At 31.7% G+C, this 13,984-nt stretch carries 12 protein-coding genes; 9 read left to right on the top strand and 3 right to left on the bottom strand.

Features of this window, described 5'->3' with window-relative positions:
• The 4 genes from ACJAX4_RS03825 to ACJAX4_RS03810 all read left to right on the top strand — a co-directional run.
• A partial coding sequence (locus tag ACJAX4_RS03825; RefSeq protein ID WP_435788128.1) for a CpsD/CapB family tyrosine-protein kinase occupies nt 1-768 on the top strand: 768 nt, incomplete at its 5' end.
• 225 nt (nt 769-993) lie between these two features.
• Nucleotides 994-2,109 carry a glycosyltransferase gene (locus ACJAX4_RS03820; RefSeq protein ID WP_435788127.1) on the top strand — a complete coding sequence of 372 codons (1,116 nt, stop codon included), beginning with the start codon at nt 994-996 and terminating at the stop codon, nt 2,107-2,109.
• Between the two features lie 472 nt (nt 2,110-2,581).
• The gene (locus ACJAX4_RS03815; protein WP_435788126.1) at nt 2,582-4,261 is read left to right on the top strand and encodes a hypothetical protein; all 1,680 of its coding nucleotides are present in this window, start codon (nt 2,582-2,584) and stop codon (nt 4,259-4,261) included.
• Nucleotides 4,262-4,372: 111 nt separating this feature from the next.
• Nucleotides 4,373-5,395 (top strand): LCP family protein, encoded by a 1,023-nt coding sequence (locus ACJAX4_RS03810; RefSeq protein WP_435788125.1) that lies wholly within the window; start codon nt 4,373-4,375, stop codon nt 5,393-5,395.
• A 59-nt stretch (nt 5,396-5,454) separates the two neighbouring features.
• Here ACJAX4_RS03810 and ACJAX4_RS03805 read toward each other — a convergent pair whose 3' ends face one another.
• On the bottom strand, nt 5,455-6,930 hold the full coding sequence (locus ACJAX4_RS03805) for a 4Fe-4S dicluster domain-containing protein (protein WP_435788124.1): 1,476 nt from the start codon (nt 6,928-6,930) through the stop codon (nt 5,455-5,457).
• Nucleotides 6,931-7,256: 326 nt separating this feature from the next.
• On the opposite strand from ACJAX4_RS03805, the gene ACJAX4_RS03800 reads away from it, so the two are divergent.
• The 4 genes from ACJAX4_RS03800 (at nt 7,257) to ACJAX4_RS03785 (ending at nt 10,868) form a co-directional block, all read left to right on the top strand.
• Nucleotides 7,257-7,751: a hypothetical protein gene (locus ACJAX4_RS03800; protein WP_435788123.1), complete on the top strand. Its 495-nt coding sequence runs from the start codon at nt 7,257-7,259 to the stop codon at nt 7,749-7,751.
• A gap of 59 nt (nt 7,752-7,810) precedes the next feature.
• Nucleotides 7,811-9,445, top strand: a complete 1,635-nt coding sequence (locus tag ACJAX4_RS03795) for a carbon starvation CstA family protein (RefSeq protein ID WP_435788122.1) — start codon at nt 7,811-7,813, stop codon at nt 9,443-9,445.
• 176 nt (nt 9,446-9,621) lie between these two features.
• Nucleotides 9,622-9,927: a hypothetical protein gene (locus tag ACJAX4_RS03790; protein WP_435788121.1), complete on the top strand. Its 306-nt coding sequence runs from the start codon at nt 9,622-9,624 to the stop codon at nt 9,925-9,927.
• A gap of 17 nt (nt 9,928-9,944) precedes the next feature.
• Nucleotides 9,945-10,868, top strand: a complete 924-nt coding sequence (locus ACJAX4_RS03785) for an ArsA family ATPase (RefSeq protein ID WP_435788120.1) — start codon at nt 9,945-9,947, stop codon at nt 10,866-10,868.
• Between the two features lie 53 nt (nt 10,869-10,921).
• Here the strand turns inward: ACJAX4_RS03785 and ACJAX4_RS03780 are convergent, their stop codons facing one another.
• Nucleotides 10,922-11,548, bottom strand: a complete 627-nt coding sequence (locus ACJAX4_RS03780) for a TrkA C-terminal domain-containing protein (protein ID WP_435788130.1) — start codon at nt 11,546-11,548, stop codon at nt 10,922-10,924.
• Nucleotides 11,549-11,749: 201 nt separating this feature from the next.
• Here ACJAX4_RS03780 and ACJAX4_RS03775 point away from each other — a divergent pair, with 201 nt between their 5' ends.
• A complete protein-coding gene (locus ACJAX4_RS03775; protein WP_435788119.1) occupies nt 11,750-12,496 on the top strand; it encodes a hypothetical protein in 747 nt (248 codons plus the stop codon).
• A gap of 37 nt (nt 12,497-12,533) precedes the next feature.
• Here ACJAX4_RS03775 and mgtE read toward each other — a convergent pair whose 3' ends face one another.
• A complete protein-coding gene (mgtE, locus tag ACJAX4_RS03770) occupies nt 12,534-13,877 on the bottom strand; it encodes a magnesium transporter (RefSeq protein WP_435788118.1) in 1,344 nt (447 codons plus the stop codon).
• Between the last annotated feature and the right edge of the window lie 107 nt (nt 13,878-13,984).

Here is a 13,984-nt window from a genome sequence, read left to right as displayed (position 1 = left end):
ACTATAGGATTAATTCCGAAACAAAATAAAATGGTGAGTATTATTGTAGAAAAAGAACCGAAAGCTCCAATTACAGAAGCATTTAAATCCATGAGAACAAATTTGTTGTTTTCCATGGAAAACAGAGGTTTAAAGACATTAATGGTTTGCAGCTCAATCCCTAAGGAAGGTAAAACTTCTGTTTCAACAAATATTGCTGCTAGCATAGCACAGACAGGGAAAACGATTCTACTTATTGATTGTGATCTTAGGAAACCGTGTGTACATAGACACTTCAATATTACTAATAATCAATTAGGTTTAGTGAATGTGATTTTACAAGGAAAAAATGTTGATGAAATTTATATTAGAATTGACGAAAATTTTGACGTATTAACTGCTGGAATAGCGAACTACAACCCCTCGGAGTTGTTATCATCTCAGAAAATGAAGACATTTATTAACGAAATGGAAGGGCGGTATGATTATGTAATACTAGATACTCCGCCAATAATTGCATTTACAGATGCCCTTACATTAGTTAGTGAGAAAATTGGAGTAATATTAGTAATAAGTTCTGAAGAATCAAAAATAGATACTTGCAAAAAATCAAAACAACTATTATCAAACATCAATGCTACTATAATTGGAACCGTATTAAATAAAGTAGATAAAAGGTCATTTATAGGCTATGGATATGAGTACTATTCCACAGGTAAAGAAAAGCGAGGTAAAAGTAAAAAGAAAAATAAAATAGAAAATAATACTAAGAAAGAGAATCAAAATTAGGAAAATATTTAATTAGCATTAAGACTCGTTTTAAAATATAAGTGTCTACCCAGATGTATTTCAACACAGCTAGGTAGTTTTTTGTGTGTCAAAATAATAAGTAACTATCCGTTAGCACATGACATAGGATAACATACAAGCACAAAGGAGGGAGTTAATGAATAATGTAAAAATTTCAATGGATATAGAAGGATTGAAAATTTTTGTGTATTGGAGAATATAATCATGAAAAAAGTAGTTTATGTTGTTGAATCTTTTGATGGTGGAGTATATTCGTTTTTATATGACCTCTGCAATTCTGTTTCTGAGGATTATGAAGTAGTAATTATTTACTCGTTAAGAAAATTGACACCAGAGAATTTCAGGGATGATTTTGATCCCAGAATTAGAGTTATTGAAACTAAAATGTGTAGAGGGTTAAATCTACGTGAGAACATAAAGTCTTTACTTCAGCTTAAAAAAATCTTAAAGGCAGAGCATCCAGATATTATTCATTTACACTCTTCTAAAGCTGGATTTTTAGGAAGGCTTGCATGCTTTGCAATCAAGTTTGATATGGATAAAGTCTTTTATAATCCACATGGGTTTTCGTTCCGCAAGACCAATGAATCAAAATTCAAGAGAAAAATATTTTATGGACTGGAGTGGATTGCAAGTAAGCTTGGTGGGCATATTGTAGCTTGTTCTAAAGGAGAATTTGAAGAAGCACTAAAAATTTCAAAGAATTGTATAAAGATTAATAATGGAATTGATACAAGTAAAATAGATGAAATTATAAGTGAAAATAATTTAAATGAATTCCGTATCAAAAATAATAATAAACGTAAAAAGCTTAAGATAGCTACTGTAGGTAGAATTTGTTATCAAAAAAATCCCGAGTTATTTAATCAAATAGCAAAGTATTTCAAACACTATGATTTTCTTTGGATAGGTGATGGTGAGTTAATGGGAAAGCTAACAGCAGATAACATAAAAATTACTGGTTGGACTGAGAGAAAACAGGTTATAAAACAACTTATAGATATTGATATCTTTATTTTGACGTCGAGATGGGAAGATCTACCGTTGTCACTCCTAGAGGCAATGTATATAGGTAAACCTTCAATAGTTTCAAATGTGATGGGAAATAAAGATGTTGTGAAACACAATTTTAATGGTTATATAGCAAATGACTTGAGTGAATTTATACACGAAATTAAGCATATTACCTCAAACAATATTATTCTGGATACTGAATTTGCGAATAGAGTTAGAGCTAGTATACTAGAGGAATATGATAAAAATACAATGGTTAAAAAGTATGTTTATGAATATGAGTTAACAAAAAAAGAGCATTACTAAGGATGGGTACTTTGAAAATCAATTTTAGTGAATTTAATAAAGTCCATATTACTTGTAATATGGGCTTTTTAGGTTTATTAAAGTCTATGAAATAATTATGATGGTATAAATTGTAGTGTGTACGACTCCCAAATATACACCTATTGTGACTTGCTAAGTGAAGCTAATTTGATGGTAACGCTTATAAATTGTGACATAAATATAGGCTCAAAAGAATATAAACATAAAATAGATAACTATAAAAATTATGAACAGAGGTCTCTTTGGTAGTCTTATTGGTTTAAAAGTAAAGGCGAAACTTAAAAGCCATTTTAATATAAAAGCAATCTCAGACAAAATTTTACATTGAATTAAGATTTATAGTTTCGAAACCGCGAACTATATGTAAACTGATTAAGGGTGAAATAGGGTTGAGAGAAGCTTTTAAAATTACCGATCCTAGAAAGTATATAAAAAGGTAGGAGGCGATATTTTGGATAACAATATTGTATTACATTTTAGAGACAAGTGGAACAAAGAGGGGAATACTTTTGCAAGGGGTAGAGCATTTGTTAGTGGTGAATTATTAGAAGAAGAAAAACTAGCAGAATACTTTAGCAAAACAAAATGCGAGGATACTGTTAATTTTTGTAATGGATTTTGGGGGCTAGTAAAAGTACATGATAATTCTATTTTTATTGCAGCAGATAGAACTCGAAGCTATCCATTATTCTATGCGATTATTGATAATATTGCATACATAAGTGATGATGCATACTGGATAAAAGATAAAACTAAAGAAACTGAATTTGATGAAATTTCAAAAAATGAGTTCTTAGTAACTGGATATGTTACTGGGTGTGATACCTTATATAAAAATGTTAAACAAATTCAAGCAGGAGAGATGATTTTAATAGCTATTGATGAACAAAATAATATTGTGGTGAATTCATCAAAATATTATAGTTTTATACATGGGGATTATTTTGAAGACTTATCAATGGAAGAATTATTAAAGGAGCATGAATTTATTTTATTTGAGTCTATGAAAAGACTTATTAAATATGCAGATGGAAAAACCATAGTTGTGCCTCTCAGCGGGGGTTATGACTCAAGGCTTGTTGCCACAGTACTTAAGAAGCTAAATTACAGTAATGTTATAACTTTTACCTATGGAAGAGTAAATAATCCTGAGTGTCTAATTAGTAGAGAAGTTGCAAAGCTTTTAGGTTATAAATGGATTTTCATTCCCTATGATAATGACAAATCATATGAATGGTATAACTCGATTGAAAGAGCAAATTTTAGTACTTATGCTGATAATCTTAGCACAATATTACCTGATCGAGAATGGCCAGCAGTCTTAGAACTAAAAAAACGAAAGCTGATTCCGGAAGACTCCATTTTTGCTCCAGGACATTCAGGAGATTTTATTTCTGGCGGCCAAATACCAAAAAAATTATATGATTCAAATGTGAATCCTAAACAAATCGTTAATGAAATCATAAAAAATCATTATATAATGTGGAACTTTGATGGGGTAAAAAAGGAATGGAAAAAAGATTTTTCTAAAAAAGTATTAAAATGCGTTGAAATTAAAATGTTCGATAAAAAAGATTTCGCATCAAATGAATTTGCTGCAAATCTATATGAAAAATGGAACTTCGAAGAAAATCAAATTAAGAGGATGATAAATTCAGTTAAAATTTATGATTTCTTTGGATATAAGTATTGGTTACCCTTATGGGATTATGAATATATGAACTTTTGGTGTAAAATTCCTTTGAAATATAGAATTAATAAATATTTATATGATGAGTGCGTTGTAAAACTATATTCAAAAACTGCTAATATCACAACTCTTGAGGCACAGAAAAGAGAGCCACAACTGCCTAATAAAAATATTGCAAAGAAGGTCTGGAATAAAATTAATAAGACATTATATTTTTTAGTATTTACAGGTGCAAATAATCTATCCAAAGAGGAGCTTAGGGATATGGATTGGGAGCAGTCTTCTGGTAGATTAACAGTGGAAGTTTATAATAAATTATTACCCTATATGGTGGGTAGGACTTCCTGTGCAACGCTTCAAAGACTTGGATATATTGAATATACAAGTAAAGATGTGCCTGCAGATACTTTAGATATGTTGAAAAGTCTAAGGGGGAAATAACCTTTATGATAGTCCGAATTTATATGTTATAACCTCTGGAATAATTATTAAATACAATGGAAATTATGAAAATTATTACAATATTGATGAGCAATAATAAGGAGTAATTAATTGAAATTATGGATTAAAATAATTTTAAGTATATTTATCATTATTGTACTAGGTTCTTTGGTAACATTTGGTTATACATTTTATCAATTCAATAAAATAAACACTACAATAATATCAAAAACCGATGAAAATTTGGGAATAAAACCTGAAGTGCCGTTAAAAGAAGAGGTAATTATTAAACCCGAAGTGCCACTAAAAGAAGAAGTGAACATTAAACCTGAAACAACAAATATCGTTTTCTTTGGGTTAGATAGAACCAATAAGAATGATGCAAGTCGTTCAGATTCTATAATGATAATTTCTATAGATGAAAAGCACAAGAAAATAAAAATGTCCTCTATTATGAGGGACACCTATGTAAAAATTAACAATCATGGTTACACAAAGCTAAACCACGCTTATGCTTATGGGGGTCCGCAGCTTGCTATTAGAACTCTAAATGAGAATTTTAATTTAAACATTAGAAATTATGTTGCTGTTGATTTTATTAATCTTGAGAAAATTATAGATGCCCTGGGAGGGGTAACTATACAAGTCAATAAAGATGAAATCAATTTTCTAAACAGCTATATGGTTGGAGTTGCTTTTAGTGAGAAAAAATCGGTACCAAAGGTTGCTGAACCTGGGGAGCAGAATTTAAATGGACTTCAGGCTGTAGCATACTCGCGAATACGGTATACTGCAGGTGGTGACTATCGAAGAACTGAAAGACAAAGGACAGTTTTGTCAGCTATGTTTACAAAAATCAGATCACTAGGGATAACAAAATTACCATCTATTGTTTCTGAATTTCTACCTTATACTGAAACAAGTATGAGCAGTATTGACATAATGAAGCTTGGTTCAAAAGTGTTCACTTCAAATATAAAGACTTTGGATGAGGAGAGATTCCCGGTGGATGGCTACTGCAAAGGTGAAACATTGAATAAAGTTTGGTATTTGGTCGCTGATATGAAGAAAACTGTGGACCAACTTCATAAATTTATTTACGAGGACATAAAGCCGATTCCTAAATCTCCATAAAAAAAGCTGTATTAAAATACTTATGAGTATTTTAATACAGCCTTTTATATTATTTAATTTTATTTAGACATAAAGCCTTCACCACGGTGCAAATCAATATCATCTGATTCTATCGATCTAATTGAATCAGAAACATTTTGTTCTAAGGCTAATTTCCCATATTTGTCTACTTCGCCTTTATCTTTTTTACCATGACTAAGAGAAGCAGAACCACCTATACATCCACCGGTGCAAGCCATTCCTTCTATGAAATTGCCGTTTAATCTATTGAATTTCAATAATTTAAGGGCTTTATCACATTCTATAAGACCGTCACAAGTTATAGGTTTTAAGTCTACATCAGGATTAGCTTCGTAAACTAAGTGTTTTACAGCTTCTGTAAGGCCACCTGATCTAGCAAATATTCTTCCGTAAAAAGAAGCATTATTTAAAGGAAGTTCTTCGCATTCTTCTATATTTATCTCATATGCATCGAGCATTGCCTGTAGCTCTTCAAAGGTCATTACGTAATCAGTAATACCTTTTATATCGGCTTCTTTTATCTCCATTTTTTTAGCTGTACAGGGTCCAATAAATACAATTTTAGCTAGTGGATCTGTACTTTTAATAAGTTTAGATATGGCTATCATTGGTGAAACAGTGCTTGAAACATGCTTACCTAGTTCTGGGTAAGTTTTTTTGATGTATGAAACAAAAGCTGGGCAACAAGAACTTGTCATAGCTTTGAGTTCCTCAATAGTCTCTATAAATTCACTTGTTTCATTTTTCGCTACCATATCTGCACCAAGGGCTACTTCTATGACGTCATGAAAACCTAATTGTTTTATACCTGCTACTACTTGCCCGATTTTAGCAAAAGTAAATTGGCTAGAAATTGCAGGCGCAATGATAGCATATAAATGTGACGTTTCGTTTTCTTTTGCTTCATTTAGTGCATTCGTAATATCTACTACCGAGGATTTATCCATAATTGCACCGAAAGGACATTGATAAACACAAGCACCGCATTGTATACATTTATCATTGTCGATTACAGCTTTTTTTTCTTCATCAATGCTTAAGGCTCCTGCATTACAAGATCTTATACAAGGTCTCCTGACATCGGAGATTGCATTGTAAGGGCAAGCATCTTTGCATTTACCACATTCAATACATTTATTTGGGTCTATGTAAGATATCCTATTTATAGATTGAATTGCACCAACAGGACACGCTACAATACATTTGTGAGTTAAACAGCCTCTACAGGCTTCAGTGACTCTAAATCTCTGTATTGGACATTCCTCACAAGCAATACCGATTACTTCAATAACATTTTTATTTTTTTTATTTCCGCCCATTACAAGTTTTATACGTTCACCAATAATTGCTCTTTCCTTATGAATACAACAACGGGTTCTTGCTTTAGGTCCTGGAACAAGTACTTTGAATAAGTTTTTACCTTCTTTTTTTAGTGTTCCTCTGCGGGCAAGTTTAACGACTTCTCTGATTACCTCGTATTTTATAAGTTGTATATCATTATCAAATACCTTCAAATTTATCACTTCTCCTATATTTATGAATTAATATATTAAATTTTCCAATAATTGTTTTTAATTATATTAAATAAAGCCCATATGTTAAAAGAATAACACTATGTTAAGATATAGGCAAGTGGCTATTTAAGTAACTTCTAACAAAGATTAAGGTATACCTTTACATATACATATACATAATTTAAAATTTTATTAATATATTTAAAGTAATATTATAAATATAAAAAATGTTAATAAAATATGTACAAGTATTCATTTTTGTGATACTATAATAATCAGAAAATACTGAAAATACAGTTTTCTACTGGGAAGAGGGTGAGATAACTATGAGCGATAAATACATGAATGAATTAATTAAAAAGTTCGAAACTAATTTTGATATTGAATATAACAGGCAATTAGGTGGAATTAATTTTGATTTTGTAGGTGAGTTTAATCAAAGAAGTATTAAATACATGGTTTTGAAAGCAGCTGAGGTGTATGCTTTTAAGAGTTATGAGTACGTTTTTTATAAAGATATTGATTATAAGTTTGAGGCGCTAGATGTTGTTAAGATCGAATCAATAATAAAGGATAATGTAAATGATATTATAAAAATGGACTCGGAGCACATGGCTAGTGTTATTACTTTTATATTATCTTCAACGCAAAGTCCTAATGTGGAGGCTGAAAATGCTATAAAAAAATTTAAATTTTATAAAAGTTTCTCATTTGGATTTAAGGGATGGGTTAATGTAAAGCTGATTTTTATTAATTCGAATACTAACAAAGTTATTACTAATAAATTTGCTAGAGGAAACGAGAAATTTTTTGCTAACTAATTAAACTGATATAAATTTTTTATAAATTTATATATATATTATGAAAAGGGGGAAATAACATGAGTTCAGTAATACTTGTATTAGGATCTATATTAATCTTTGTATTGGCCTATGCCACTTATGGCGCTTGGCTTTGCAAAAAATGGGGTATTGATGTTAAAAAACCAACCCCAGCTCACACAAGGAAGGATGGTATAGATTATGTACCGACTCCAGCCCCAGTTCTACTCGGTCATCATTTTTCTTCTATCGCTGGTGCAGGACCAATAGTTGGCCCTATAGGCGCAGCAGTATTTGGCTGGTTACCAGTTGTATTATGGATTATTATTGGTAGCATTTTCTTTGGTGGGGTTCATGACATGGGTTCATTATTTGCATCAGTTAGACATGATGGTAAGTCTATAGGGGAAGTTATAAATGTCAATATGGGTAAATCAGGTAAAAGATTATTTGCATGGTTTGCATGGTTAACATTAATACTTGTTATAGCTGCGTTTACATCAATATGTGCAAGTACTTTCGTAAGCACACCATCTGCAGGTACATCTTCAGGATTATTTATGATACTCGCCATTTTCTTTGGATTTTTCGTATACAGAAAAGGCGTAGGCCTTGGACTCAGCAGTGTTATAGGAGTAGTTTTACTATTCGGATGCATATGGCTTGGACTAATTTTTCCATTAGCATTATCATATAATACATGGGTAATTATATTATTAATATATATATCAGTAGCATCAATTGCACCAGTATGGATACTTCTTCAACCTAGAGATTATTTAAATTCATTCTTATTGTATACAATGTTAATTGGAGCTACACTCGGAATAATAATTAGTCACCCAACTATCCAATTACCAGCAGTTACTTCTTTCAATTTAGGAAAAGGTAATTTACTATTTCCAATGTTATTTGTAACAGTTGCGTGTGGTGCCATTTCTGGATTTCACTCTCTAGTAGCTTCAGGAACAACTGCAAAACAATTAGCCAGTGAAAAAGATATTAAACTTATAGGATATGGCTCAATGCTTATAGAAGGAGCACTAGCTATTGTAGCTATTGTTACTGCATCGTATATTGGAGCTGATAAACTTACAGATCTATTAAAAGGTGGAGCTGTAAATGTATTTTCAGATGGTATAGGTAATTTCATGACAAGCTTTGGAATACCATTCGCAACAGGAAAGAGTTTTACCGCACTTGCAATTTCAGCCTTTGCACTAACTTCACTTGATACAGCAACAAGACTTGGAAGATTTATATTCCAGGAAATGTTTGATGATGGAAATGAAAATGGAAAAGCTCCAAATATGCTTACTAATAAATTTGTAGCAACTGCTATAACTGTTATATTTGGTGGCGGATTGACATTTTTGGGATGGGCTAAAGTGTGGCCAATATTCGGTTCCGCTAATCAACTATTAGCAGCACTTGCACTACTTACTATTGCAGTATTCTTAAAGAACATGGGAAAAGAATACAGAATGGTTATTGTTCCTGCCATATTTATGTTCTTAGTAACTCAAGTTGCACTAGTTATATTAATAATTGAGAAGTCAAAGAATTTCGCTACAAACTGGTTCTTGGTTGTTATTGCTTGTGTACTATTTGTACTAGCAATTGTATTATTGGTTTCTGGTGTAAAAGCACTATATTCAAAAACTGGGAATAGAGACAAGAACGTTAAGGCGTAAAATATTTTACAAAGAAGTGTAATTGTGTAGAATGTATTTATAGTATAAATAACAAAGCTAACGTATTATAGGAAATTGAAATTTGATTATCTGAAAATTCAAGCTATAATTCGTTAGCTTTATAAATATTTACGTGAGTGGATTGTTGATAAATTTATGGATCGAGGTGATGAGTTGTGGATAAAAAGATAATAAAAGAGAAAACAATAGAATTTCTAGGGGATTTAAAAATGTTTTTTAAGGGAGCAACAGATTTTAATAGGAAATCTAAAGCAATACTTGAAAAAGAAGCTCGAGATGAAATGGATAATTTTATTCTTTTATGCTATGCGGATACGCTTGGACTACCATTTCCAACCTCCTACTATGCATTAGAGCTACTTCCTTATATAGCACAGGATCTGGAAAGTTGGCAAAGAAGAATGATGGATAGAAAATCAATATGGGGAGAAAAATGGGGAGATTTTGATTTAGATGCTTAATGAAAGAGGGGATACATATGAATAAAATAGTTTTTTTCGGAGGAAAGGGTGGAGTTGGTAAAACCACATGTTCAGCTTCTTTTGCCTTAGACTCTGCACTAAAAGGAAAAAAAACGCTTTTAGTTTCAACAGACCCAGCACATTCTATTTCGGATATATTTGAAAAACCAATTGGTGGTAAGATAATAAATATAGATAAAAATTTAGATGCACTAGAAATTGATTCCGGAGTAGAAAGCCGAAAATATATGGATGGTGTACGGGCTAATCTTAAAAATGTACTTAGTCCTATTATTGTAAAGGAAATAAAAAAACAGATAGATGCAGCAGCTGTATCGCCTGGTACTGAAGAAGCTGCACTTTTCGATAAGATGATAGAAATAATAAATGATAAAAGTAGTGAATATGATCAAATAGTTTTTGATACTGCTCCAACGGGACATACGGTAAGGCTGATGTCACTACCAGAGCTTCTAGGTGCATGGATTAAGTCTCTTATAGATAAAAGGAAAAAAGCATTAGGTATAATGCAAATGGCAAACAATGCAGGTAAAAAGAATGTAGATGAAGTAGAAAACGATGAGGTAATTAAAATTCTTAAAAAAAGACTAGAAAATATGGAGAATGCGAGGAAAGTAATAACTGATAATGATAGACTCAGTTTTATATTCGTTTTAAACGCTGAAAAGCTTGCTATAGAAGAAACGGTGAAAGCTATAAAAATATTGGATACATATAAGATTAAGGTTGATAGTTTGATTGTTAATAGAATATTACCAGAAGATAGTATGGATGAATTTTGGAAAGGCAGAAAGGGGCTTGAAAATAAGTATCTAGATGAAATCTATAATACATTTAAGGGTAAAAATATTATAAAAATTCCTATGCTTAGCTCGGATATGAGAGCGGATAATATTAAAGACGTAGCCAAGTATTTTTAAAACCCTTACTCTGTAGTACTATAGTGCTACAGAGTAAGGGTTTTTATAATTTTTTAGTCCTTTGACAAAAAAGTATTAATCCTGTCATAACTATTTTCGACGCAAATAACTACAAAGATATCTTTATCTCTAAATATAGTAGCTGGACCAGGAGAGAGTATTAATTTATCATCTCTTCTTATTCCTATAATAGTTGCGCCCGTATTTTGCCAAAATTCAGCTTCAGAAATAGTTTTACCTATGACACTCATTTCAGTTTGTATTTCGAACTCAAAAGGTATAAAGGGATTACTACTTTTAAATCTACTAGAATAGTCAATTAATTCATCTATAGAATACTCTATACTTTTATCAAGTTCTTTTTTCTTTACAAGCAAGTCCATAATATCTTTTTTTAGAGAACTCATAGAATCTATATCTTTAAATTCATCAATAAACTTAAGGCAATTATCTGCTGAGTTTATTACTATTCCACTTCCTTTTGTAACTTTAACTATATCCATGTCACTTAAAAGAATTATAGATCTTCTTATAGTTTCTGGTGACACGTTATACTGGCTTGCAAGTGAAGATCTACCATATAGTTTATCGCCTATAGCGAGGTCTCCTGATATTATTCTATTAGTAATATCAATAGCGATCTTTTGGTATATAGGTTTTAATGTAGAGTCATTTGGCATTTTTGATTTTATCAAAAGTAATTATTAGCTTTTGATAAATCCTCCCTTCTAAGGTATAAAATTGTTGTTATAGTTAATTATACATCGGTGCCACTCACGTGGCAAGTGGCAAGCGGCAAGTTTAATTGTGAAATGAATAATACTTAGTCTATTCAGTAATAATAAGAGCGTACAAAAAATTTACTGTAAGGAGACTTAAAAATGAAAAAAACATCTTTACGAATGAAAATATTAAGTGCAACGTTATGCACAGGCTTAGCACTTTCATCCACAAGTGTTAGTTTTGCTGAAGCACGCCAAAGCGGCAGTTTAAATGAAGTGGTTGCGACTAGTATGGATTTCAAGGCTAGTGTGGACAATGAAAAGGAGGGACAAGGAAGATTTGCAGAGATGAAAGGTACACTAGAAATCGTGATTAAAGAGGGTGTACTATCAAATACTATTACAGCGGATGAAGGCAAAAAGGTTTTAGAGTTTGTAGCCACAAGATCAGAGAAAAGAAGTGGTGAGGACAAAGACTGTAAAAACTGTAAAGACGAAAAAGGCGGATTATTTAATGAACTTGTGGATGCTAAAATTCTAACTCAGGAAAAATCTGATGCGTTAAGGGATAGAATGTATCTTAAGAAAACGCAAATTAGATCTGAACAACTACAAAGGGGTTTAAACATTCTTGTAGATAAAAAAGTTCTAACACCTGAGCAAAAGGAAAAAGTAAAAAAAGCTATAAGGTCAAACGATGCGCAAAGAAAAGAGAACTATAGTAAAATGAAGGGCATGACAAAAAAACAGATCAAAGCTCATATAAAAGAAATGAAGAAAAAGAATATAAATCCAATGAAGGCACTTATTGAAAATGGGACTATAACAAAAGAACAAGAAGAAGAAATACAGAAGATACTACCGAGTCATAATCATAAACACGGTCATGATAATAAAAAGAACTAAGTTGAAACTACCAAAGCAATTCGCTTTGGTAGTTTTTCTAGATTAAGAAAGGTAAAAATAAGGTTGCAAGTCCTAGGAAAAAGAAGAAGCCTAGAACATCTGTTACTGTAGTGACAAATACAGCAGAAGCAAGTGCTGGATCGATGTTCAGTTTTTTAAGTATGACTGGTACTGCAAAACCTGATATGGTTGCGGCTACCATGTTTAGAACCATAGATATACCAATAACTACACCGAAAACTACGCTTTTCTCCCATAAAAAACCTAAGAAAGCTACAGTAACACCCACAGCCACACCTGTACATAGACCTACACCAAATTCCTTTATAAGTATTTTTTTTGAATTTTTAGCATCAATTTCACCTAGGGCAATGCTACGAATAATAATAGTTAGAGTCTGAGTGCCAGCATTACCACCCATACCGGCAACTATCGGCATGAAGGTTGCAAGGGCCACAACTTGTTGTATGGTGCCCTCGAAAAGACTAACTGTGGCAGCTGCCAGTATAGCAGTTATTAGATTTACAAATAACCAGGGCAATCTACTACTTATGGAATCTTTAAGAGAACCTGTAACTTTTTCATCGTCGTTCACACCTGCAAGACGATATAAATCCTCAGTATGTTCATCACTAAGAATTTCCATTATATCATCTGCAGTTATTATTCCGAGTATTTGCATAGCATCATTTACTACGGGCATAGTTAAAAATCCGTATTTTTCAAATATATGTCCAACTTCTTCCTGATCCATATCGTATGGAACGCTCATGGCATTACTATTCATAATATCTGAAATTTTTACATGGAATTTATTTATAACGATATCTCTAAGGGATATTACTCCTCGTAAAAGATCATTGTCACCTATCACGTATATATAATAAGAAGTTTCTGCCTCTGGAGCTTCCTTTTGTAAGTAATTTAAGGTCTGGCCTATAGTCATGTTTTCTTTTACTGAAATAAATTCAGTGGCCATTATTCCTCCAGCACTTTCAGGAGGATAGGTTAATAGTTCGTTAACTTCTTCAACATCTTCCTTATTAAGTTTCATCATGATGTTTTTAGCTTCATCATCTGTCACAGCTTCTAATAAATCTACTAATTCATCTGAAGACATCTCGTGTATAATTTTCTTCTGAATAATTTGAGAATGAATTGTTAAAAGCTCGTGTTTTTCTTCGTCTTCTGCATCATCTATTATATCCGCTATTACATTTGGTGAAAGTTTATGAAATAGCTTTATTTTATCTCCATCATATTTCCGAATAGCCTCTAAAATATCTGCAGGGTGGATAAATTGAATTAGTTTATTAAGTTCATCTATAGTTCCATTTAATAAAAAATCAGTTATTTCTCTTGTTTTTAAGTCATGATTCATTTTTACACCGCCTACATATTAAGTATTAAGAATTTAACAAGATTTAGTATATGACACGAATACGATAAAGTCAATTGATGAAAAACATTTCATATTAATAGAAATTT

The organism is Clostridium sp. (assembly GCF_051278035.1).
In the GTDB taxonomy this organism is placed as follows: domain Bacteria; phylum Bacillota; class Clostridia; order Clostridiales; family Clostridiaceae; genus Clostridium_AD.
Note: the sequence above shows the minus strand (reverse complement) of the source record. Positions and strands in the feature narration are given on the sequence as shown.